Origin of the sequence: Cohnella baijiui (genome assembly GCF_020731285.1) — a bacterium.
Lineage (GTDB): Bacteria > Bacillota > Bacilli > Paenibacillales > Paenibacillaceae > Cohnella.
In genome coordinates, this window is the sequence record NZ_JAJFOW010000027.1 from 1 (window position 1) to 21673 (window position 21673).

At 61.3% G+C, this 21673-nt stretch carries 24 protein-coding genes; 18 read left to right on the forward strand and 6 right to left on the reverse strand.

Features of this window, described 5'->3' with window-relative positions:
- Window positions 1-133: 133 nt before the first annotated feature.
- Window positions 134-955, reverse strand: coding sequence for an S-layer homology domain-containing protein (locus tag LKX83_RS21220; RefSeq protein ID WP_227884637.1), 822 nt, complete (start codon window positions 953-955; stop codon window positions 134-136).
- A gap of 168 nt (window positions 956-1123) precedes the next feature.
- Here LKX83_RS21220 and LKX83_RS21225 point away from each other — a divergent pair, with 168 nt between their 5' ends.
- The 5 genes from LKX83_RS21225 to LKX83_RS21245 all read left to right on the forward strand — a co-directional run bounded on the left by LKX83_RS21225 (window position 1124) and on the right by LKX83_RS21245 (window position 5154).
- Window positions 1124-2569, forward strand: coding sequence for an extracellular solute-binding protein (locus LKX83_RS21225; protein WP_227884640.1), 1446 nt, complete (start codon window positions 1124-1126; stop codon window positions 2567-2569).
- Window positions 2570-2658: 89 nt separating this feature from the next.
- Window positions 2659-3540, forward strand: coding sequence for a carbohydrate ABC transporter permease (locus LKX83_RS21230; RefSeq protein ID WP_227884642.1), 882 nt, complete (start codon window positions 2659-2661; stop codon window positions 3538-3540).
- A complete protein-coding gene (locus LKX83_RS21235; protein WP_227884643.1) occupies window positions 3540-4370 on the forward strand; it encodes a carbohydrate ABC transporter permease in 831 nt (276 codons plus the stop codon). Before LKX83_RS21230 ends, LKX83_RS21235 begins: the two co-directional genes overlap by 1 nt.
- A gap of 23 nt (window positions 4371-4393) precedes the next feature.
- Window positions 4394-4573, forward strand: coding sequence for a hypothetical protein (locus LKX83_RS21240; protein ID WP_227884644.1), 180 nt, complete (start codon window positions 4394-4396; stop codon window positions 4571-4573).
- 44 nt (window positions 4574-4617) lie between these two features.
- Complete coding sequence (locus tag LKX83_RS21245; protein ID WP_227884646.1) at window positions 4618-5154, forward strand: DNA-deoxyinosine glycosylase; 537 nt, start codon at window positions 4618-4620, stop codon at window positions 5152-5154.
- Between the two features lie 96 nt (window positions 5155-5250).
- Here LKX83_RS21245 and LKX83_RS21250 read toward each other — a convergent pair whose 3' ends face one another.
- The 4 genes from LKX83_RS21250 to LKX83_RS21265 form a co-directional block, all read right to left on the reverse strand.
- Window positions 5251-6366, reverse strand: coding sequence for an HD domain-containing phosphohydrolase (locus LKX83_RS21250; protein ID WP_227884648.1), 1116 nt, complete (start codon window positions 6364-6366; stop codon window positions 5251-5253).
- A gap of 168 nt (window positions 6367-6534) precedes the next feature.
- Window positions 6535-8331 carry an oligoendopeptidase F gene (gene pepF / locus LKX83_RS21255; protein WP_227884781.1) on the reverse strand — a complete coding sequence of 599 codons (1797 nt, stop codon included), beginning with the start codon at window positions 8329-8331 and terminating at the stop codon, window positions 6535-6537.
- 255 nt (window positions 8332-8586) lie between these two features.
- Window positions 8587-8766 carry a hypothetical protein gene (locus LKX83_RS21260; protein ID WP_227884651.1) on the reverse strand — a complete coding sequence of 60 codons (180 nt, stop codon included), beginning with the start codon at window positions 8764-8766 and terminating at the stop codon, window positions 8587-8589.
- A 34-nt stretch (window positions 8767-8800) separates the two neighbouring features.
- Window positions 8801-9034 carry a hypothetical protein gene (locus LKX83_RS21265; RefSeq protein ID WP_227884653.1) on the reverse strand — a complete coding sequence of 78 codons (234 nt, stop codon included), beginning with the start codon at window positions 9032-9034 and terminating at the stop codon, window positions 8801-8803.
- Window positions 9035-9289: 255 nt separating this feature from the next.
- Here LKX83_RS21265 and LKX83_RS21270 point away from each other — a divergent pair, with 255 nt between their 5' ends.
- Entirely contained in the window at window positions 9290-10006 is a 717-nt protein-coding gene (locus LKX83_RS21270; RefSeq protein WP_227884654.1) for a methyltransferase domain-containing protein, read from the forward strand.
- Window positions 10007-10111: 105 nt separating this feature from the next.
- Complete coding sequence (locus LKX83_RS21275; protein WP_227884657.1) at window positions 10112-10309, forward strand: cold shock domain-containing protein; 198 nt, start codon at window positions 10112-10114, stop codon at window positions 10307-10309.
- 194 nt (window positions 10310-10503) lie between these two features.
- Here the strand turns inward: LKX83_RS21275 and mnmA are convergent, their stop codons facing one another.
- Window positions 10504-11634, reverse strand: a complete 1131-nt coding sequence (gene mnmA / locus LKX83_RS21280; RefSeq protein WP_227884659.1) for a tRNA 2-thiouridine(34) synthase MnmA — start codon at window positions 11632-11634, stop codon at window positions 10504-10506.
- Between the two features lie 323 nt (window positions 11635-11957).
- On the opposite strand from mnmA, the gene cymR reads away from it, so the two are divergent.
- The 11 genes from cymR (at window position 11958) to mltG (ending at window position 21579) form a co-directional block, all read left to right on the forward strand.
- On the forward strand, window positions 11958-12377 hold the full coding sequence (cymR, locus tag LKX83_RS21285; protein WP_227884662.1) for a cysteine metabolism transcriptional regulator CymR: 420 nt from the start codon (window positions 11958-11960) through the stop codon (window positions 12375-12377).
- A gap of 13 nt (window positions 12378-12390) precedes the next feature.
- Window positions 12391-13554 carry a cysteine desulfurase family protein gene (locus LKX83_RS21290; protein WP_227884664.1) on the forward strand — a complete coding sequence of 388 codons (1164 nt, stop codon included), beginning with the start codon at window positions 12391-12393 and terminating at the stop codon, window positions 13552-13554.
- A 31-nt stretch (window positions 13555-13585) separates the two neighbouring features.
- The gene (locus LKX83_RS21295; RefSeq protein WP_227884666.1) at window positions 13586-14119 is read left to right on the forward strand and encodes a PRC-barrel domain-containing protein; all 534 of its coding nucleotides are present in this window, start codon (window positions 13586-13588) and stop codon (window positions 14117-14119) included.
- 6 nt (window positions 14120-14125) lie between these two features.
- Window positions 14126-14326 carry a hypothetical protein gene (locus tag LKX83_RS21300; RefSeq protein ID WP_227884667.1) on the forward strand — a complete coding sequence of 67 codons (201 nt, stop codon included), beginning with the start codon at window positions 14126-14128 and terminating at the stop codon, window positions 14324-14326.
- A 151-nt stretch (window positions 14327-14477) separates the two neighbouring features.
- Window positions 14478-15548: an AI-2E family transporter gene (locus LKX83_RS21305; protein WP_227884669.1), complete on the forward strand. Its 1071-nt coding sequence runs from the start codon at window positions 14478-14480 to the stop codon at window positions 15546-15548.
- Between the two features lie 444 nt (window positions 15549-15992).
- The gene (gene alaS / locus LKX83_RS21310; protein ID WP_304518341.1) at window positions 15993-18626 is read left to right on the forward strand and encodes an alanine--tRNA ligase; all 2634 of its coding nucleotides are present in this window, start codon (window positions 15993-15995) and stop codon (window positions 18624-18626) included.
- Between the two features lie 119 nt (window positions 18627-18745).
- A complete protein-coding gene (locus tag LKX83_RS21315; protein ID WP_227884673.1) occupies window positions 18746-19021 on the forward strand; it encodes an IreB family regulatory phosphoprotein in 276 nt (91 codons plus the stop codon).
- Window positions 19021-19437 carry a Holliday junction resolvase RuvX gene (gene ruvX, locus LKX83_RS21320; RefSeq protein ID WP_227884675.1) on the forward strand — a complete coding sequence of 139 codons (417 nt, stop codon included), beginning with the start codon at window positions 19021-19023 and terminating at the stop codon, window positions 19435-19437. Before LKX83_RS21315 ends, ruvX begins: the two co-directional genes overlap by 1 nt.
- Before the next feature lie 9 nt (window positions 19438-19446).
- Window positions 19447-19761 carry a DUF1292 domain-containing protein gene (locus tag LKX83_RS21325; protein WP_227884677.1) on the forward strand — a complete coding sequence of 105 codons (315 nt, stop codon included), beginning with the start codon at window positions 19447-19449 and terminating at the stop codon, window positions 19759-19761.
- On the forward strand, window positions 19745-20062 hold the full coding sequence (locus LKX83_RS21330) for a DUF1292 domain-containing protein (RefSeq protein WP_227884679.1): 318 nt from the start codon (window positions 19745-19747) through the stop codon (window positions 20060-20062). The genes LKX83_RS21325 and LKX83_RS21330 overlap by 17 nt, the downstream gene beginning before the upstream one ends.
- Window positions 20063-20184: 122 nt before the next feature.
- Window positions 20185-21579: an endolytic transglycosylase MltG gene (mltG, locus tag LKX83_RS21335; protein WP_370639108.1), complete on the forward strand. Its 1395-nt coding sequence runs from the start codon at window positions 20185-20187 to the stop codon at window positions 21577-21579.
- Window positions 21580-21673: the final 94 nt, after the last annotated feature.

The following is a 21673-nucleotide window of genomic DNA, read 5'->3' on the forward strand; positions in this document are numbered from 1 at the left end:
CCCGCCACGCTTGCCCGCCACGCTTGCCCGCCACGCTTGCCCGCCACGCTTGCCCCACTACGCTTACCTCACCGCGATTACCTCGCACCACTTACCTTACCGCAGATGCCACGCTGCCTTACACTCCATCGCGTCACTCCGTCTCTTGCACCACCCCGGCTTGCAGGGGGCGCAACGCCGCGAAAGCCCGGTAAACCGTCACGACCGCTTGCTCCTGCGTGGTCAGGCCGAGCGGGTCGATCCGTCCGTCCTCGTCGCCCTTTAAGACGCCCAGGAGGACGGCGGAACGAACCGCCTCCTTCGCCCAGCCGCCGATCTCGTCTTCGTCGGCGAACGCGTCCGCCGCACGCGAGGAGAGCGGCGCATCGGGCCGGGCGGCCCGGATCGCGCGCGACAGCATCACCGCCAGCTCCTGGCGGGTGATCGCCGCGTTGGGGGCGAACAGATGCGCCTCCACCCCCTGCACGATGCCGAGCCGCCAGGCACGGATCGCGTCGGGGCTGATCGTATCCTCGAACGGAGACGCGGGGCTGTTTGCGTCTGCCGCTTCGGACGGCTCCGCGCCCGCGTCGGGCGACCCGGAGACCGTCGCGCCGTCATCGGCGCCGCCGGTCAGCGCCTCGTAAAGCCGCACGGCTAGGCCCGCGAAGCGCTCCCGCGAGATCGGCTGCGCGAACAGATCCAGCGCCGCCGGCGTCGTGAGCCCGGCCGCGATCGCGAGCCGCAGCTCGGGCTTCGCCCATTCGCTCGCGCCCGCGATCGCTTCGTCCGGATCGTCCGCGCCGGGACTGCTGCCGTCCTCAACCGTCCCGGCGACGGCAACGGTCCGTGCGGCGGCATAGGGCGCCGGGACTGCGGTTTCCGCGGCTGCGCGGAGCGGCAAGGCCGGAATCGCCGCCGCCGCGACGGCGGCGAACAAGAGAAACATCATTCTTTTGGACCAAATCGCATGCATCGCCTCATCCCTCCGGTACAAGACTTCAGATCTAGTTTACGAGCGGACGGACGATTCGATCACAAGATGATTGTATCCCTCCTTTAGGGAATTAACGTCCTTACTTCGACTGAAATTGCACTTACAATAAGAATGTGAAGCAAACCAATCTATGGGAGGGTCTTACAAGTGAAAAAGAAACTGACTTCCGTATTGGCAGTATCGATGGCCATGTCCGCATTCCTAGCAGCTTGCGGCGGCAACGGCGGCAACGACAACAAAAACGCGGCGTCACCTTCCGCCAGCGAAAGCGCCAGCCCGAGCCCGAGCGCGTCCGAGTCGGCATCCCCGTCTCCGAGCGAGTCGGCCGCGCCGAAGGTCGAGCCGTTCTCCATGACGGTGCGCCACATTCAGATCGGGGAGCCGCGCAAGTTCCGCCTTGCGATCCTGAACAGCGTACTCGACAACGTCAAGAAGGAGATCCCGGAAGTTTCGTTCGAGCTGGACGGCGTCGAAGACAGCGTCAACCGTTTCACCAAACTGCCAGCCGAAATGGCAGCCGGCAACCCTCCGAAAATTTTCTCCCTGTTTGCCGGCGCGGGCGACGCGCAGAAGTACGCCAAAGCCGGACGCTTGCTGGACCTGACGCCGATCATCGACGAACTGGGCCTGAAGGACAAGTTCCTGAATGTCCTCGACCCATGGTCCGTGGACGGCAAAGTGTACGGCCTGCCGATCGGCGGCAACACGGAAGGCATCTTCTATAACAAAGAGCTGTTCGCCAAATACAATCTCGAAGCTCCGACGACTTGGGACGCGATGATCAAAGCTGCCGACACCCTGAAGCAAAACGGCATCACCCCCATCGCGGTCGGCTCCAAAGCCGGCTGGGTGCCGAACATGTTCGTGAACACGCTTATCGGCCGCATCGCCGGCGAGAATACGAACGCGGGCTTCATCACGGGCGAGACGAAGTGGAACTCCCCGGATGTCGTCGCGGCTTACCAGCAATACGCCGACTTCGAGAAGAAAGGCTACTTCACAAAGGGTGAGCTTGGCAAAACGTACGACGACATGCTGAACGACTTCATCGCCGGCAAAGCGGGCATGATGTTTGACGGCTCCTGGCGGAACTCCGCGTTCACGGATCAGCTGGACGCTTCCGGCAAGCCGGCCGTCGGGGCGAAGCTGGCGGGCAAAGTATCCTACATCGCACTCGCGCCGGTGCCGAACGGCAAGGGCGACCAAACGGCGATGAACGCGAACTATGCCGAAGGCTACGGCTTCTCCGCAGACCTGAACGACAACGAAAAAGCGGTCGTCAAATCGTTCGTCAAAAACCTGTTCTCCGACGAAATGCAGCTCCGCGGTCTGCTCGAGGATGGCGTCCTGCCTTCCATGAAGCTGTCCGACGAAGCGTTGGGCAAGGTCACGAGCCCGCTGCTGAAGGAAGTGCTGGACGCGCTGAAAAACGCCAGCAAGACGTTCCCGCACTTCGACCAAATCATCCAGTCCAAGGTGTACACCGAAACCGAAACCCAGCTTCAAAAGCTGATCGCAGGCAAAGCTACGGCTCAACAAGTCGGCGACGCCATCCAAAAAGTCCAAGACGCCGAGAACGCCGCGGCTAAGTAAGATCGCCTCGCAGGAACGTAGAGAGGTCTCCGCCCGCCCCGCGTGGGCGGAGACCTTTTCTCGAGTCTGACGAAGCCGGGGGAGGAACCATGAAAAGCACGCTGAAAAATCCCTATGTATATCTGCTCTTTGTTCTGCCCACGATCGCGCTCTATTGCATGTTCTTCATTTATCCGACGGTGACGTCCTTCATCTACGGCTTTACGAACTGGGACGGCCTGAACCACAAAGAGTTCATCGGATTGGACAACTTCGTCAACGCCTTCAAGGACGCGGAGTTCCGCAGCTCGATCTGGAACAACCTGATCATCCTGCTGGTTTCCACGTGCATTCAAGTGCCGTTGATCGTCATATTCTCGCTGCTGATCAGCAGCGTCAAACGGTTTCAGGGCTTCTACAAGACGACGGTTTTCATGCCTTCCATCCTGTCCACGTCGATCATCGGGATTTTGTGGGGCTACATTTACAATCCGGACGTGGGGCTGCTCAACAGCATCTTGAAGAACTTCGGCGTGGAAACGATCTATTGGCTGGCCGAACCGAAGTTGGCGATGTTCTCCATTCTCGTGACAAACGCCTGGCAGTGGATGGGCTTCTACATCGTCTTGATCCTGGCCGCGATTCTCGCCATTCCGAAGGATATCGACGAAGCGGCGAAGATCGACGGGGCGTCCGGCGTCCAGCGCGCCTGGTATTTGACCGTTCCGCTCATCAAGCCGATCATCAACGTCGTCATCATGCTTTCGATTGCCGGCGCCCTGCGGGTCGTCGACATCGTGCTCGTCATGACGGGGGGCGGACCCGCGGGAAGCACGGACGTCATGGCTTCCTACATGGTCAACAAAGCGATCAAATACGGCGATTACGGCTACGGCTCGGCGCTGTCGATCATCATCTTCGTCATCGCGCTCATGTTGACCGCGCTGTATCAACTGCTGATCGCGAGAAGACAGGAAAGGATTGAGTACTGATGCCGGCAACCGTCAAAAAAGCCGTTCCGCACATTTTCATGCTGCTCTACGTTGTCGTCATCCTGGTTCCCTTTTTGTTCGTCCTGTTCTCGTCGTTTAAGCTGGACAACAACGAAATCACGCAGCATCCGTTCGGCCTGCCGAAGTCGCTTTCGTTCGACAATTACAGGGAAACTTGGGTCAAGGCGAAGATCAGCGTCTACTTCTTCAACAGCTTGTACTTGGCCTTCAGCGCGGCCGCCGTCGGCGTGTTCCTGGCTTCGGCTGCGGCATTCGCCATCACGCGGATGAAGCTGGTGGGGGTCAGCCGCGTCATCTATCAGTTCGTCCTGATCGGGATGCTCATTCCGGGCAACGTGCTTTTTATCGCACAGTACTTTCTCGTCCGCGACCTGCACATCTTGAACACCCACTGGTCGCTGTTCCTGCCGTATACGGCAGGCGCGCTTCCATTCAGCGTCCTGCTGCTCGCAGCGTTCATGCGGGCGATCCCCCACGAACTGGAGGAAGCGGGCACGGTCGACGGCATGGGCGCGATCCGGATGTTCCTGAAGATTATCCTGCCGCTGTCCATCCCGTCGCTCGTCACCGTCTTCATCGTCAATTTCCTCGGCAACTGGAACGAGTACCTGCTGTCGAATTTCTTCATCAACAAAGACTCCCTGCGCACGCTGCCGACCGGGATGGTCGGATTCCGCGACGCGTTCCAAATGAACTACGCGCTCATCTGCACGGGAATCGTCTTCAGCGTGCTGCCGGTGCTGGTCCTGTATGCGTTCCTGCAGCGCCAAATCATCGAAGGCTTGACGGCCGGCAGCGTAAAAGGCTAAACGTCCGCGGTGGAGGCCGCGGGTTGCGGACATCCACGACGCTCGTCGTCGCTACGATCGCCTGCAGCGGCGATTCCGCTGCTCCAGGGACGCGCCCTACGGGCGGACGCCGCTCGCCATCCCGCGCCTGGGATCGATTGCTGAACACGGACGAGTGCAAGGCCGCGCAAGAGCCCGCATTTGCCTTCTGCGCACGCGAGTGAGACAATAGGTCCACATTCGCGCGTACGGAAGGAGCATACGACCTATGGAATCGGCGCCACGCGTCCATTCGTTCCCGCCGGTCGTCGACGATCGCTCGCGATGCCTCGTCCTCGGCAGCATGCCGGGCGTCGCATCGCTGCAGCTGCATCAATATTACGGCAATGCCCGCAACTACTTCTGGCCGATTCTGTTCGCACTCCACGGCGTTCCTGCCGTTGACGAGCGGTACGAGGATCGGCTTGCGTTCGCGCTGGCGCATGGCTTCGCCATATGGGACACGATCGCGTCCTGCGTCCGGGCAGGGAGCCTGGACAGCGAAATCCGGGATTTGCTGCCGAACGACGTCCCCGAACTGCTGCGGGCGTATCCCGGCATTTCGGTCATCGCCTGCAACGGCGCCAAATCTCACGGCGAGCTGATGCGCCACTTCGGCGCGGCGCCGGAGGTGCAAGCCCGAACAGTGCTGCGGCTGCCGTCCACCAGTCCGATCCCGACGCCGAAATATCGCGGGCTCGAGGATCGCCTGGCGGCGTGGCGGGAGCTGCTCGCACCCCGGATCGAAGGCATCGCGGACACGTAAAGGAAGATAACGGCCTTTTAGAAAAAGAACAGCTGGGATAAAAAGAAATTCGGGGAGTACGGGGAGAGGGCGAAGCGAAACGAATCGGAAAGCGGCTCAGGCTTCGTCTTTCAGGCTTTCCCGAAGCTCGAGCAGGCGGGGAAGCTCATCGAAAAACGCGTCCACAACGACCGGGTCGAAGTGCCGCCCTCGTTCCTCGCGGAACCACCGTTCGATTCGCTCGATCGGCCAAGCCGACTTGTAGACGCGTTCGGTGCTGAGCGCGTCGAATACGTCCGCCACGGCGGTGATCCGGCCGAAGATGTGGATTTCTTCGCCTTTCAGACCGTTCGGGTAGCCGCTGCCGTCCCATTTCTCGTGATGCTGGCCGGCGACGATCGCCGCCGCCCCGAGCAGATCCCTGCGGGAGCCCTTCAGCAGCCGGTAGCCGATGTCGGTATGGGACTTGATGAGCTCGAATTCCGCTTCGGTCAGCTTGCCGGGCTTGTTGAGGACGGCGTCCGGAATGGCCACTTTGCCGATGTCGTGCATCGGCGATACGGTGCGAAGCACGTCCGCCTCGCGCGGGTCGAGGCCGAGCCGGAGAGCGAGTACATGGGAGTATTCGGCGACGCGGCGAACGTGAAGGGCTGTCTCCTTGGAGCGGCTCTCACCGATTTGTCCCATCGTCGCGATGATCTCGCGCTGGGTATCGACGATTTCCTGGTGCAGCATGACGGACTCCAGCGATTTGCCCGCGTAAGAGGCGGCGAGCGAGAGGAGTTCCAGGTCCTTTTCGGTAAACTTGCCGGCTGCCGTCATCTTGTTGACGGCTTGGTAGGCGCCGATGATGCGGCCGTCGTGGTTGCGGAACGGAATCGTGACGACCGAGCGGGTCACGTATCCGGTTTTGCGGTCGTTCTCGGCGTGGTGGCGGGGATCGGCGTACGCGTCGTCGACGATGCTCGGCTCGCCGGTCGCGATCGCGTGGCCGACGAGTCCGATGCCGTACGGAACGCGGATTTCCTTTACGCCGTGCGCGACGGTCGTGTACAGTTCTTCGTTCGCTTCGTCGATTAGCCAGACGGCGCAGCGGTCGGCCACGATCATCTCCCGGCCCATGTTGGCCATGAGAACGAGCACGCCCGCAAGCCGCGACTCGCCCGAGATTTTGGCCATATAGTCAAAAATCACGCTCAGCAATTGATCGGATGACAAGTCGGTTCGGACCAAGGGACGCTCACTCCTTCTATACCTCCCCAATGTATTCGCGCCATTCTCGTCGAATCCTGCCGTTTCGGGTCGAATTTCCATGCGGAGTTCCTCGGGTAGAAAAAAGGGCCGTCCCGAAAGTCGGAATGACTTCGGGACGGCCCTTCGCGCCACGGCCGGGTCCGGCCTTTACTTCGACGTCAGCTGCTCCATCTGCTCGATCAGGCTTTCGAACACGCTCATCGCCTGCTCGATCGGCTCCGGCGTGGACATGTCGACGCCGGCCTTCATCAGAATATTGATCGAGTAGTCGCTGCCGCCGCTCTTCAGGAAGCCCAGGTAGCGGTCGACCGCCGGCTGGCCTTCGTCGAGAATCTGCTTGGAGAAGCTCGTCGCGGCGGAGAAGCCGGTCGCGTATTTGTAAACGTAGAAGCTCGTATAGAAGTGGGGGATGCGCGCCCATTCCATCGCGATATCCTTGTCGACGACCATGCCGTCCCCGTAATACTTGACGTTCAGGTCGTAGTAGATGTCGGACAGCTCTTGCGGCGTCAGCGATTCGCCCGTTTCGGCCTTCGCATGAACGAGCTTCTCGAACTCCGCGAACATCGTCTGGCGGAATACCGTCGTCCGGAACTGGTCGGCGTAATACGTGAGGAGATACATTTTCTCCTTCGGATCCGTCGATTTGTCGAGCAGATAATCCATCAGCAGCGCCTCGTTCAGCGTGGAGGCGACTTCCGCCAGGAAGATCGTATACTGCGCGTCGCGGTATTCGTTGTTGCCGTCCGAATAGTGCGAATGCAGCGCATGGCCCATCTCGTGCGCCAGCGTGAACATGCTGTTCAGGTTGTCCTTGTGGTTCAGCAGCACGTAAGGATGGGTGCCGAACGCCCCCCAGCTGTAGGCGCCGCTGCGTTTGCCTTCGTTTTCGTAGATGTCGATCCAGCCTTGATCGAAGCCTTCCTGCAGCGCGTGGCGATAATCTTCGCCAAGCGGCGCAAGGCTGTCGTATACGATCTTCTTCGCTTCGTCGTAGGTGATGTTCATGTCGAACTCGTCGACGAGCGGCGCGAACAGGTCGTACATATGAAGCTCGTCGACCTTAAGCAGCTTTTTGCGCAGCGCCATGTAGCGGTGCATAAGCGGCAGATGCTTGTGAATCGTGGCGATCAGGTTGTCGTAAACGCTCTTCGGAATATTATCGCCGAACAGCGACATCTCGAGCGCGGACGGATAGCGGCGGGCGTTCGCGTAGAACAGGTTCTTCGTGACGTTGGCGTTCAGCGTGGCGGCGAGCGTATTGCGCCATTTGCCGTACGTGTCGTACATCGCCTTGAACGCTTCGCGCCGAACGTCGCGATCCCGGCTCTCGAGAAACTGGATGTAGCGTCCGTGCGTGAGCTCGACTTCCTCGCCTTTTTCGTTTTTGACCTTCGGGAACTTCATGTCGGCGTTGTTCAGCATGCCGAAAATCGTGTTCGGCGCTTGGGACAGATTGCCGACTTGCGCGAGCAGCGATTCCTCCGTCTTCGAGAGGACGTGCGGCTTTTGGCGAAGCATCTCTTCCAAGGTGTGCTTGTATGTAGGCTTGAGCGAAGGCGATTGGATGAGTCCCTTCAATTCGTCTTCGGAGAGGCTCAAAATTTCCGGGGTGATGAACGACAGCGCTTCGCCCACTTCGACGCTCAGCTTCTTGGCTTTCTCGGAGAGCGACTGGTACTTGCCTTCGGCCATGTCTTCGTGGTGACGCATGTTCGAATAGACGTACAAGCGCTCGGTCAGCAGCGACAGCGCGTCCTCGAGCTCGAAGCATTCGGCGATGGCCGAAGCGTCCTTCAGCTTGCCTTCGAAGCGGGACACTTCGCCCAGCTTGCGGCGCACCTCCGCATATTCGGCATCCCATGCGGCTTGGTCGGCGTACAGGTCCTCGAGCTTCCAGCAGTGCTCGGCGGACGACTCGCTACGTTTGGGCAGTTGGCTCATCGGTTCGGATAACCTCCTCGGCTTGAATAAATAACGGGCGGCTTCCGCCTGCTGCGGCCGCGCCGGCGCAACCGACGCCGCGGCGCGGGGCGGACGGGGGGCAGGGGGCAGCCCGGACGTGCACAGGAGCGACAAAGCCGTCGCGAGCGCGACGGGCGGCAGGACGCGATTGAACATCAACGGACCTCCGGATGGAAATGGCAATCCGTTCTAGTATGTCCCGCCCGCGCATTTCCTACATCCGCTCGCGCGGCCTTACGTACCAGCCGAATAGAAGCTGTATACGATCAGAAAAAAAGCAAAGGCGACCAGAAACAGCGAGACGAGCGCCATGCCGCGTCTCAACCGTTCCGGAATGGCCGACCGCTGCCAGATGAGCACGGCGGCGAGGCCGAATGAAGCGATGGCGTAAATAAGCGTAGTTTCAGCGTCCAAGGAACGGACAACCTCCTTCGGGCGAACTGTCGGGCTAGACGTTGCGCAGATGGCTCAGCACTTCGCCCATCTGCTGCTCGCCGCCGGGAAAGTCGCTCGGCAGGAAATGCTTCTCGGCCCAATGCATCATCTCGGGGCGGCTGAGGAAGCGGTGGCACTCCTCGCCCCACTGGTCGGAAATCTGGCGAACGACCAGCGTTTTGCCTTGCACCTCGACGGTCAGCATGTTGTAATTGTCGTGCTTGTAGATGACATGTTTGGCGAACAAAGGGATCGACCTCCCGTCAGGCAGTCGTCTGCCGGTGGATACGGCTGAGCCGTTATCATGATCATAGAAGAGATGGTGCCAGAAATCAACGTTCGAAGCCGCCTCTCGGCCGGATGCGATAACAAAAAGCGGAACCTCTTGACGGGAACTGGGAGCGTATGGCATTTTAATAGGAACCCGGAGCGCGGGCGGGAGCGCCCGCGACGGGGAGCCAGACCGAGAAGAGACGAGCGAAGACGAGAGGAGAAGAGCGAAATGAGCAAAGAAAGACCGGACATTCCGGCCTACCCCCAGAGCGGCGTCGCGTCGACGTGCCGCTCGTACGACGAGTACTTGACGATGTTCGATCTGACGGAGGCGCGCCTCCGCGAAGGACCGGTGCTGGACGCGGCCGGCGGAGCGTCCTCGTTCACGGCGGAGCTGTGCGCGAGAGGGCTCGACGCCCGGGCGGCGGATCCGTTCTACGCCGGAGAGCGAGAAGAGGTTATCGCCGCCGCAGCGCGGGAAATCGGCGTATCGTCCGCCAAGCTGGAGGCGAATCTAACTCACTACGACTGGAGCTATTACGGTTCGCCGACGCGGCACCGCGCGCTGCGGGAGGCTTCGCTGGCGAAGTTCGCGGCGCATTTCCGCGCGGACGCGGGCGAGGACCGCTATGCGGCGGCCGGACTGCCGCGCCTGCCGTACGCGGACGGGACGTTCTCGCTGGCGCTCTGCAGTCACTTCCTGTTCCTATATGCGGACCAGTTCGGGCTGGATTTCCACGCCGAGGCGCTGCGCGAGCTGCTGCGCGTCGTCAGACCGGGAGGAGAGGTGCGGATCTATCCGCTCGTGTCGCTCCGGTGGGAGCCCTATCCGCATTTGCCGGAGCTGCTCGCGTCGATCTTGCCGCTGGCGGAAGCCCGCGAGACGGCAGGCAAGCTGCCGTTCGTGCCAGTCGCCAGTCCCATGCTCACGCTGACGCGCAGGTAGCTTTTCCAAAAAGATCGAAAACTTTCACATATTGCGTCTTGACAGGTGATCGGTTATAATGATGTCATTCGCCGATTTACGGCGAGATTTTAGGAGGTTTTTCATTTGAGAGGAACAGTTAAGTGGTTTAACGCAGAGAAAGGCTACGGCTTCATCTCCGTAGATGACGGCAACGACGTATTCGTCCACTTCTCTGCGATCCAAGGCGAAGGCTTCAAGACCTTGGAAGAAGGTCAAGCGGTAGAATTCGAAATCACGCAAGGCAACCGCGGACCGCAAGCATCCAACGTGGTGAAACTGTAAGTCTCGCATCCGCGAAGACTTATCGCATATCACGAAAGAGCGCATATAACCGCAACCCCCGGCGTTCGCCGGGGGTTTTTCATGCGGTTCGCCGAGCGCCGGAAACGGTCACAAGGCGGCCTCGGATCCGAAAACGCCAAAAAGCCGCGCGGCCAGGTTCGTCCTGGCACACGCGGCTTGGGTTGAGGTTCGGATTAGGGAGCTTCGACCGCGGCGGTCTTGTGCACCTGCTCGATCGTGCCGCCGCCCAGGCAGACGTCCCCGTCGTAGAAGACAACTGCTTGTCCGGGCGTGACCGCCTTCTGCGGAACGTCGAAGTCGACGCGCCAAAGGCCGTTCGCTTGCGGGACGACGGTTACGCCTTGGTCGGGCTGACGGTAGCGGAACTTGGCCGTGCAGCGGAAGTCTCCTTCCGCCGCGCGCGGCGAGATCCAGTTCACGCCGCTGGCGGTCAGGCCGACGGAGTAGAGGCTCTCGTGTCGCTCGCCTTGGACGACATAGAGCACGTTGCGTTCCAGGTCCTTGTCGGCAACGAACCACGGCTCGCCGGTGCCCGAACCGCCGATCCCAAGACCTTGGCGCTGGCCGAGCGTATAATACATCAGTCCATCATGCCGGCCCTTCACTTCGCCGGAGGCGATGTCGACCATGTCCCCCGGCTTGGCGGGCAAGTATTGGCTCAGAAACTCCTTGAAGTTGCGCTCCCCGATGAAGCAAACGCCGGTGCTGTCCTTTTTCTTGGCGGTTGCCAGCCCCGCTTCCTCGGCGATGCGGCGCACTTCGGACTTCGGCAGATGACCGATCGGGAACATCGCCCGCGACAGCTGCGACTGATTGAGCGCATGGAGAAAATACGTCTGGTCCTTGTTGCCGTCGACGCCGCGCAGCAGCCGGTATTCGCCGTCTTGCAGCTCCACCCGCGCGTAGTGGCCGGTGGCGATCACGTCGGCTCCCAGATCCAGCGCTTTTTGCAGGAACTCGCCGAACTTGATTTCGCGGTTGCACATCACATCGGGATTCGGCGTGCGTCCCTTGCGGTACTCGTCCAGGAAGTAGGCGAACACCTTGTCCTGATACTGCTCTTCGAAATTGACGGTATAGGAAGGGATTCCGATCTGATCGCAGACGCGGCGCACGTCTTCGGCGTCGACTTCCGCCGTGCAGACGCCGTTCTCGTCGGTGTCGTCCCAGTTTTTCATGAATACGCCGATGACGTCGAAGCCCTGCTGCTTGAGCAGCAGCGCGGTCACGGACGAATCGACGCCGCCGGACATGCCTACGACGACCCGCGTCGAGGACGGATCGGCGAATCGGATATCGCTCATGCTCATCACTCCATTTCCTTACGTGGCGATCCTTGGTTTCGTCTTCGGACGGAACACGGTCTATTGTAGCACAAAGCGGATGCATTCTCACACGCCCGTCCGCCGGACCGGTTGCAAAATAACATGAATATGTCACGTATTTTTTGACCACAAATGAAGATGATGTGATAACATAGATGTGATATGGGGATACTCCCTTTTTTTAGCGTTTCAGCCAAGCGGCTCTTGTTCCCTCGGGAACGAAGGACGTTGGCGCCATGCCTACGAGACCTGGCATACGAAATAGACTATCTTGCAATCCGCATGAATTGAGGTGCGAACCGTTGAAGATTTCGACGAAAGGCCGTTACGGCTTGACGATCATGATGGAGCTGGCGGCCAAATTCGGCGAAGGTCCGATTTCCCTGAAGAGCATCGCGGAGAAAAACGGGCTTTCCGAGCATTACCTGGAGCAGTTGATCGCGCCTCTGCGCAACGCCGGCTTCGTTAAAAGCATCCGGGGCGCCTACGGCGGCTACGTGCTGTCCAAAGACCCCGAGATCATTACCGCGGGCGACATCATCCGCATCCTGGAAGGGCCGATCAGCCCGGTAGACTTTACGGAAGAAGACGATCCCGCCAAGCGCGACCTGTGGCTGCGCATCCGCGACGGGATCGCGAGCGTGCTGGATTCGACGACGCTGCACGACCTGGTCAACTTCAAGGACGAAGGCCAGCCCGACAGCTACATGTTCTACATTTAGGCAGGGTGAGCCTATGAGCGGGATTTACTTCGACCATGCCGCGACGTCGCCGATGCGCCCCGAAGCGCTGGAGGCGTACGTAGCGGCTGCTGGCGCTGGACCGGGCAACCCGTCCAGCTTGCATGCGTTCGGCCGGGCCGCGCGTTCGCGGCTGACGCGCGCCCGCGACGAGATCGCGGGTGTGCTCGGCTGCCGACCGGATGAGCTCGTGTTCACCGGCGGCGGCACGGAGAGCGACAACGCCGCGCTGTTCGGCGCCGCGCGCGCGATGCGCGCGCGCGATGGACGCCGCCTCGGCGTCGTGACGACGGCGGTCGAGCATCACGCCGTCCTCCACGCCTGCCGGGCGCTGGCGTCCGAAGGCTTCGAGTTGACCGTGCTGCCGGTTGACGAAACCGGCCGCGTCTCGCTCGAAGACGCCCGCGCGGCCATCGGTCCGACGACCGCGGTCGTCAGCGTGATGGCAGGCAACAACGAGGTCGGAACGCTGCAGCCGTACGCGGAGATCGGAGAGCTTGCCCGCGCCCACGGCGCGGTCATGCACGTGGACGCGGTCCAGGCGTTCGGCTACGAGCCGATCGACCTGTCAGCGCTGCCCGTCGATCTGCTGAGCGTGTCCGCCCACAAGATGGGCGGCCCGCAAGGCGTCGGCGCGCTGTACGTGCGAACCGGCACTCCGTGGCAGCCGTTGCTGTACGGCGGCTCCCAGGAGCGCAAGCGCCGGGCCGGCACGGAGAACGTGGCGGGCATCGCCGCGTTTGCGGCTGCCGCGAAGCTGGCCGCCGCAGAACGCGAGGCGCGCCGGGCGCATGCCGAGACCGTACGCGGCGCGCTCATCCGGGCGCTGACCGTGGAGCTCGGCGCGGACGCATTCGCCTTAAACGGCGAGCAGCGGCCGGAGAGCCGGCTGCCCCATATCGCCAGCATCGTCTTTTACGACGTACCGAACGAGACGATGCTGATGAGTCTCGACTTGGCCGGTGTCGCCGCTTCGGGCGGCTCCGCCTGCACTTCGGGTTCGCTTCAGCCGTCGCACGTGCTCGAAGCGATGGGTCTTGCGTCTCATTTTTGCCGCCAAGCGGTAAGATTTAGCTTCGGATTGGGCAATACTACGGCAGAAGCGGAAAAAACCGCAAAAATCATTGCAACCATTACGACGCGATTGCGTAATAGATAGCAGGCGCTTCGCAATCGGAGGGGCCAAGGAAATGCGAACCTTGCAACAGATGATCGGGCTGCCCGTCTTCTACGAGAACGGCAAGCTGGTCGGACGCGTTCTGGACGTCGGATTCGACGAGTTCTGGCAGCGGACGTGCATCGTGCTCGATACGAAGGTCTGGTTCCGCAAATCCGTCCGCATCGTCAAATGGGAGAACGTGAAGACGGAAGGCGAAGACGTCCTTCTGATCTCCGGTCCCGAAGCGATCGCAACGGTCCATCGCAAAGACTTGCAGCGTACCTTTCATACGGGCCTCATTCAATTGAAGGAGCTGCCCGTATTCACGATCGATGGACAAGAACTCGGCAGGGTTTCCGATGTTTATTTTCGCAAGTCGGAGGGTACACAGATAGCAGGATATGAATTGACGGACGGTTTTCTCGCGGACGTGTTCGAAGGGCGTCGGCGGCTCTATCTGCCGAACGGTCCGGAAGGCGTAACTCTCGGCGAAGACGCCATCCTCGTGCCTGCCTCCTACGAGCGGATACTGGAGAGAGAACCTAACGCGGAAAGTGACAGGTGATAAACCATGATGAGATGCCCGAACTGCAATTCCAAGGATATCGGCAAGATCGGTTCGCATCAATTTTACTGCTGGAGCTGCTTTATCGAGCTGACGGTGAACGGCGACAAGATGTCGGTTTACCAAGTCGAAGAAGACGGCACCCTCAGCTCGCTGGACGATCTGTTTTTCGAGGAGCCGATTCCTCCTCAAGTTCACGTGAACTGACCGAGATCGACCGAACAAGCCCATGCGACGCCCCGCGACTCCAGACTGGAGGAACGGGGCGTTTGTTGTGGCCGCTGGGTTTAGAGCAGGGGACAAGTACATATACTGGAACAGAGTGGCTGGGGACGAGTGCCGAAGCGGGGGTGGGGACATGAATCGGTTTGCCCAGAGCCGTCTGTTTGCGATATTGGTATATGTCATCCTCGGCTTGCTCGCGCTGTACCTGCTCACGCTCGTGCGGCCGATGCTGATGTCCGTGTACAACTTCATCAAGGCGGTGTCCGCCCCGTTCCTGGTGGCGATGATCATCGCCTACGTCCTGAATCCCGTCGTCGGTCTGCTGCACCAGCGGCGCATGCCGCGGACGGCGGCTGTCCTGCTCATCTATGCGGTGTTCGTGTGCTGCTGCGTCGTCATCCTCGTGAACGTCACGCCGATGTTCGTCGGCCAGGTACACGAGCTGAACGAGCATATGCCGGAGCTGACGATGCGGGCGCAAAGCCTGATGGACCACTTCAACAACAACGATACGCTGCCGGACAGCGTGCGCAGCGGGATTAACCGCGCGATCGCGGGGTTTGAAAGACAGATCTCGATGCGCATCTCGGATTTCGTCAACAATATTCCCGCCGTCGTCAACGTCTTTTTCCTGCTCATGATCGTGCCGTTTCTCGTCTTTTACATCCTCAAGGATATGGACGTCATTGAGCGGGCCGTCTTCAAATACGTGCCGCGCGCCCGACGTCACGGCCTGGTCCGGCTGCTCAAGGAGATCGACGCCGCGCTCGGCAGCTATATCCGCGGCCAGTTCATCGTCTCGCTCTGCATCGGCGTGGCGGCGTACGTCGGCTATCTTGTTATCGGCATGCCGTACCCGTTGCTGATGGCGGCGTTCGTCGCGCTGTTCGATATCATCCCGTATCTCGGGCCCTTCCTGGGCGCGTTGCCCGCTCTCGTCATGGCGAGCACGATCTCCTGGAAAATGGCGCTGTTCGTCGTCATCGTCAATACGCTGTGCCAGACGCTCGAAAGCAACGTCATCAGCCCGCAGGTCGTCGGCCGGACGATGCGGATGCATCCGCTCACGATCATCTTCGTGCTGCTCATAGGAGGAGAACTCGCGGGCGTGATCGGCCTGCTGCTCGCCGTACCCGTTTACGCCGCCCTGAAGGTGATCGTTCAGCATATGTTTGCATACTATATCAGGCGAAAAACCGTTTGACAGCGTCAAAAGCGATTGTCTATAATGAAAACGATTGTTCCTATCGCAACAAAGCTTTGAGGAAGCAAGAGTACCCCGAGGTCCGCAGGATCAGAGAGAGGATTCCCCAAGCATTTCGCTCGAATGACGAGAAGTTGTTCGCGGCGCGAAATGCCGGGCTGAGAGAATCTTCGCTGCGAAGGGCGGGGGAAGCCGGCTTCCGAGCTCGCCGTAATTGCGCGACGGGAGGGCCCGTTAACGCCCTTCAAGGCGATCGCCTGCCGGAACGGATCCCGCATCCGCCACCGTCCGGGCGATAACCAGGGTGGTACCGCGATCTCATCGTCCCTGACCGTTCAGGGGCGATTTTTATTTTGCCCCGGCCTGCGTTCCGCCGACGTTCATGAACCCGGCAGGCGGCTCCATGCCGTCGCCCATTCGAGGAGGATCACCGACATGCAACCGATGAAAGCCGCGGACATCCGCGCCAAATGGCTGGCCTTCTTCGCCAGCAAAAATCACCAAATCGAGCCGAGCTCCTCGCTCGTGCCGCACAACGACCCGTCCCTGCTTTGGATCAACGCGGGCATGGCGCCGTTGAAGCCGTACTTCGACGGCCGCGTGAAGCCGGAAAATCCGCGCATCGCCAACTCGCAGAAGTGCATCCGCACCAACGACATCGAAAATGTCGGCAAGACGCGCCGCCACCACACGTTTTTCGAGATGCTCGGCAACTTCTCGATCGGCGACTACTTCAAGGAAGAAGCGATCACCTGGGCATGGGAATTCCTCACCGGCCCGGAATGGATCGGCTTCGATCCGGAGCGCCTGTCGGTCACGATCCATCCGGAGGACGAGGAAGCGTTCCGCTACTGGAACGAGAAGATCGGCATCCCCGCCGAGCGCATCGTCAAGCTGGAAGACAACTTCTGGGACATCGGCGAAGGTCCGTGCGGTCCGTGCACCGAAATTTTCTACGACCGCGGCGACAAGTACGGCGATCTGTCCGATCCGGACTGCACGCCGGGCGGCGAGAACGAGCGCTTCCTCGAAGTATGGAACCTCGTCTTCTCCCAGTTCAACCATAACAAGGACGGCAGCTACACGCCGCTCCCGAACAAAAACATCGATACCGGCGCGGGTCTCGAACGGTTCGCTTCGATCGTGCAGGACGTCGACTCCAACTTCGACACGGACCTGTTCCAGCCGATCATCGCGCACACGAGCCGTATCGCAGGCGTAGCGTACAAAGCGAATCCCGAGTACGACGTCGCGCTCAAGGTCATCGCCGACCACGTCCGCACGGTGACGTTCGCCGTCGGCGACGGCGTCATGCCGTCCAATGAAGGGCGAGGCTACATTATCCGCCGCCTGCTCCGCCGCGCCGTGCGCTACGGCAAGGTGCTCGGCATCGACCGCCCGTTCCTGTGGGAGCTCGTCCCGATGGTCGGCGAGATCATGGGGGCGCACTACGCCGAAGTGGTGGAGAAGCGCGAATTCATCGAGCGGGTCATCCGCACGGAGGAGGAGCGGTTCCACGAGACGCTGAGCGACGGCCTCGCCATTCTGGCCGAGCTGTGCGCCAAGGCTCGCGACGAAGGCGCGCCGCGCATCAGCGGTCCGGACGCGTTTAAGCTGTACGACACGTACGGCTTCCCGTTCGACCTGACGGAGGACTACGCGGCCGAGCAGGGCATGACGGTCGACCGCGAAGGCTTCGACGCGGCGATGGAGGAGCAGCGCCAGCGCGCCCGCGCCGCACGCCAGGAGACGGAGAGCATGAAAGTGCAGGGCGGCCCGCTCGCGGACTTCACCGAGCCTAGCGCGTTTGTCGGCTACGAAGGTCTCGTCGCCGAAGCGCGCGTCGTCGCGATCGTGGCGGGGGACCGCTTCGTCGACGCGGCGGGCGCGGACGAGAACGTGCTCGTCCTGCTGGACCAGACGCCGTTCTACGCGGAGAGCGGCGGCCAGGTGAGCGACACCGGCACGCTGCGCGCGGCCGGCGGCGCCACTGGGGCCGTGAACGGCCTCAGCAAAGCGCCGCACGGCCAGCACGTCCACCAGGTGACGGTGACGTCGGGCACCCTGCAGGTGGGCGACACGGTGACGGCGTCCGTCAACGCCGCTGACCGCGCCGACATCGTGCGCAACCATACGGCGACGCACCTGCTGCACAAGGCGCTGAAGGAAGTGCTCGGCGAGCACGTCAACCAGGCCGGTTCGCTCGTCGAGCCTGAACGCCTGCGGTTCGACTTCTCGCACTTCGGTGCGATCACGGCCGAAGAGCTGGCCGACGTCGAACGCCGCGTCAACGAGCAAATCTGGCTCGGCACGGATGTCGACATCAGCCTGAAGCCGATCGCCGAGGCGAAGGCGATGGGCGCGATGGCGCTGTTCGGCGAGAAATACGGCGACGTCGTCCGCGTCGTCCGCGTCGGCGACTACAGCCTCGAGCTGTGCGGCGGCTGCCACGTGCGGAACACGGCTCAGATCGGCCTGTTCCGCCTCGTGAGCGAGAGCGGCATCGGCTCCGGCGTACGCCGGATCGAAGCGGTCACCGGACGCCACGCCTATGCCTACATGGACGATCAGCTTCAGCTGCTTCGCGGCGCCGCGGCGCTGCTGAAGACAGGCGTGAACGACGTGCCGAAGCGCGTCGAAGCGCTGCAGGCCGAGCTGCGCCAGTCGCAGCGCGACAACGAGTCGCTTCAGGGCAAGCTGAGCCGCCTCGAGGCGGCCGACCTGATCGGACAGGCGAAGACGGTCGGCGGCGTGACGCTGCTGGCCGCCCAAGTGAACGCAGGCGGCATGGACGCGCTGCGCGGCGTCGCCGACGAGCTGAAAGCGAAGCTCGGCTCCGCGGTGCTCGTGCTCGGCGCGATTGCGGACGACAAAGTCAACCTCGTCGTATCCGTCTCCCCGGACCTCGTGAAGATGGGCCTGCATGCCGGCAAGCTGATCAAGGAGCTGGCCGCAATATGCGGCGGAGGCGGCGGCGGCAAGCCGGAGCTCGCGCAGGCCGGCGGCAAAGACCCGTCCAAGCTCGGCGAAGCGCTACGCGCGGCCGAAGATCTCGTGCTGGCGCAGCCGCGCGCTTGATCGGCGACCGGCGGCCGCTCCGCGCGGCCGCCAGGCATGCCCGGAGCTTCCATTTCCTGTCCGGGCGAGATTATGGTATGATGAGGGCATGAAGTGTTTGCTAAGCGAGGTGCCTAAAGATGAGCTCGTCTGACAAAAACCATCTAGACAAGACGGTCAAGTTCGCGGTCGTGCCCGATGCCGAAGAGGTATCGTCCAAGGACATCCTGCTTGCGGTGCACGATGCTCTGGTGGAGAAGGAGTACCACCCGATCAACCAGATCGTCGGGTATCTCCTTTCGGGGGACCCGGCATACATTCCGCGCCACAACAACGCACGCAGTCTGATCCGGAAGAAAGAACGCGACGAACTCATCGAAGAGATGGTCCGGTTTTATCTTCAACAGCACCGTTAATGCCGCGCATCATGGGTTTGGACTATGGAGACAGGCGCACCGGCGTTGCCGTGAGCGACCTGTTCGGTTGGACGGCGCAAGGCGTGGAAGTGATCGAGCACAAGACCGAGGAAGCTTGTCTCCGCAGGGTGGAAGCGCTCGTGCGGGAGAACGAGGTGGAGGAGGTCGTGGTCGGCCTTCCGAAAAATATGAACGGTACCGTGGGACCGCGTGGCGAAATTTGCATGGCATTCGCGGAAGCGCTCCGGCAGAAGCTATCCATGCCTGTGCATCTGTGGGACGAGAGGCTGACGACGGTAGCCGCCGAACGCACGCTGCTCGAAGCGGACGTCAGCCGGAGCAAGCGCAAGCAAGTGATCGACAAGATGGCGGCGGCGATCCTGCTGCAAAGCTATCTAGATTCCCGTGGAAGATGAGGGATGGACATGACTGAACAGAACAATCGCCAAGAAGAAGAAGCGGAGATTATCTATATCCCCGACGAAGAAGGCAATGACGAAGCATTCGAAGTGATCATGCGCTTCGAGCTGGACGACGGCAGCGACCGCAAGTATATGATGGTCGTGCCTGCCGACAACGTCGAGGAAGAGCAGGAAGTGTTCGCTTTCCGCTACGAGGAAGAGGACGACGAGATCAAGCTGTACCCGATCGAAGAGCAAGAGGAATGGGATATGGTCGAAGAAACGTTCAATACGCTCGTAGCCGAGTTCGGCGATAACGAAGATGAAGGAACGCGCTAACGGGGCAGGCGGCCAGCCGGTATCCGCGCTACGCGCCCGGTACGGCGACGAGGTCGCGCTGACGAGCGAAGGCGGAGGCGACGAAGCTTTCCGCATCGTCGCGGAGCTGACCGTAGACGGCCGGGCATATGCCCTTCTCCAATCGGAGCGCATGCGCGCCGAGGGGGATATCGAGGTGTTCCGGGTGACGGCGGACGATGCCGGCGAGCCTCAGCTTGAGACGGTCGAGGACGACGACGAATGGGAAGCCGTCGCGGAAGCGTACGACGATCTTCAGTTCGGATCGGACGACCGGCCTTAGGCGGATACCCGAAGCGCAAGTGACATACGGGGAAGGATGGACGAAGATCCTTCCGGCGTCGTCGGGAAAGAGCGGGCAACCGCTCTTTTTCGCCAGATGTGGGCATTGCAGGAGGGAAATGGGTGGATAGAGACGAGGAAACCAAAGGCTGGAAGTCGGTGTACGCCGACGAAAAGCCGAACAAGCCGGATTCCGAGGAAGCGGAGGCCGATACCCGGCCGATGCGTGCCGTCCGGGAACCGGGCGAGTCGCCGCCGTTCGGCGAGCGGAATGGCGGCAGACCGGCCGAGGAGGCGCCCGAATTCGGGAACGAGCCTGAGGTCGGACTGCCGCCCCGTTCGCGAAGCGGCGAATCGGCGCGCGCATCGCGTCAAGAAGGACGTCCCTCGCCGGATCCCGACGCCGAGGCGGAGAAGCCGCAGCGGCGGGAACCCGAGCAGACTCCGTATCGCCGCAAAAAAGGGCATCCGGTCCTTTGGTCTTTTTTGATCGCATTGGGCTTGGTCGTCATCATCGCAGGATCGGCCTTATTCTATGTTTGGAACGGACTTCGTCCGACGAAGGCCGGCGAGCCCGTGCGCGTGACGATCGACAAGGGCATGCGGGCAAAGAGCGTGTCGGAGCGGCTGGAGCAGAACGGCTTGATCCGCAACGCTTTCTTGTTCAGCATCTGGATGAAGCTGAAAAGCGAAGGCTCCCGTTTTCAAGCCGGCGAATACGCGCTCTCGCCCGGCATGTCCAACGGGGAGATCGTCGCCAAGCTGAATAACGGCGAGACCGTAGCGGCGGAGACGATCAAGTTCACGATCCCCGAAGGATACACCGTCGTTCAAATCGCGGAACGCCTGGCCAAAGCCGGGTACGTGGACAAAGACAAGTTCCTGCAGGCCGTGAGCAATCCGTCCCGTTTCGGCAGCTCCAACTGGGCGAAGATGATTCCGACCGACGCCAAGCTGCGCTATCCGCTTGAAGGTTATCTGTTCCCGGAAACCTATGAGCTGAAGAAGGGCAGCTCCGAGGAGGACATCGCCAATCGGATGCTGAGCGAACTGGACCGCAAGCTGAACCAGCTGCCGGAGGATTGGCAGTCCGCCATGCAGGAGCGGGGATGGACGATGCACCAGCTGCTGACGGCCGCATCGCTCGTCGAGCGCGAGGTCGTGAAGGACGAGGAGCGTCCGATCGTGGCCAGCGTCATCGTGAACCGTCTGAACAAAAAAATGCCGCTGCAGATCGACGCGACGATCCAATATTTGCTCGACAAGCAGAAGGAAAAGCTCACGACCGCGGATCTCGAGGTCAAAAGCCCGTACAACACGTACAAAAACGCGGGCCTGCCGCCCGGGCCGATCGCGAGCCCGAGCCTCAAGTCGATCGAAGCGGTGCTGTTCCCGGCGGAAACCGATTATCTGTACTACGTGACGAAGAAGGACGGCAGCAACACGCACCTCTTCGCCGAAACGTACAAGCAGCATCTGAAAAACATTCAGACCAGCGAGAAAAACGCCAAAAAATAGACTGGCCCGCAGCTGGACCGCGAGCCGCAACGGCCCGGCGCAAGCGGGGCTCCGGAGGCCGCCGTACGGACGGCGCGAAGGAGCCGGCATGACG

Bases quoted from the DNA above. Each gene is read 5' to 3' on its own strand.
- LKX83_RS21220 (WP_227884637.1), bottom strand. From the start codon at position 955: ATGCATGCGATTTGGTCCAAAAGAATGATGTTTCTCTTGTTCGCCGCC.
- LKX83_RS21230 (WP_227884642.1), top strand. From the start codon at position 2,659: ATGAAAAGCACGCTGAAAAATCCCTATGTATATCTGCTCTTTGTTCTG.
- LKX83_RS21235 (WP_227884643.1), top strand. From the start codon at position 3,540: ATGCCGGCAACCGTCAAAAAAGCCGTTCCGCACATTTTCATGCTGCTC.
- LKX83_RS21245 (WP_227884646.1), top strand. From the start codon at position 4,618: ATGGAATCGGCGCCACGCGTCCATTCGTTCCCGCCGGTCGTCGACGAT.
- pepF (WP_227884781.1), bottom strand. From the start codon at position 8,331: ATGAGCCAACTGCCCAAACGTAGCGAGTCGTCCGCCGAGCACTGCTGG.
- LKX83_RS21270 (WP_227884654.1), top strand. From the start codon at position 9,290: ATGAGCAAAGAAAGACCGGACATTCCGGCCTACCCCCAGAGCGGCGTC.
- mnmA (WP_227884659.1), bottom strand. From the start codon at position 11,634: ATGAGCGATATCCGATTCGCCGATCCGTCCTCGACGCGGGTCGTCGTA.
- LKX83_RS21290 (WP_227884664.1), top strand. From the start codon at position 12,391: ATGAGCGGGATTTACTTCGACCATGCCGCGACGTCGCCGATGCGCCCC.
- LKX83_RS21295 (WP_227884666.1), top strand. From the start codon at position 13,586: ATGCGAACCTTGCAACAGATGATCGGGCTGCCCGTCTTCTACGAGAAC.
- LKX83_RS21300 (WP_227884667.1), top strand. From the start codon at position 14,126: ATGATGAGATGCCCGAACTGCAATTCCAAGGATATCGGCAAGATCGGT.
- LKX83_RS21305 (WP_227884669.1), top strand. From the start codon at position 14,478: ATGAATCGGTTTGCCCAGAGCCGTCTGTTTGCGATATTGGTATATGTC.
- alaS (WP_304518341.1), top strand. From the start codon at position 15,993: ATGAAAGCCGCGGACATCCGCGCCAAATGGCTGGCCTTCTTCGCCAGC.
- LKX83_RS21315 (WP_227884673.1), top strand. From the start codon at position 18,746: ATGAGCTCGTCTGACAAAAACCATCTAGACAAGACGGTCAAGTTCGCG.
- ruvX (WP_227884675.1), top strand. From the start codon at position 19,021: ATGCCGCGCATCATGGGTTTGGACTATGGAGACAGGCGCACCGGCGTT.
- LKX83_RS21325 (WP_227884677.1), top strand. From the start codon at position 19,447: ATGACTGAACAGAACAATCGCCAAGAAGAAGAAGCGGAGATTATCTAT.
- LKX83_RS21330 (WP_227884679.1), top strand. From the start codon at position 19,745: ATGAAGGAACGCGCTAACGGGGCAGGCGGCCAGCCGGTATCCGCGCTA.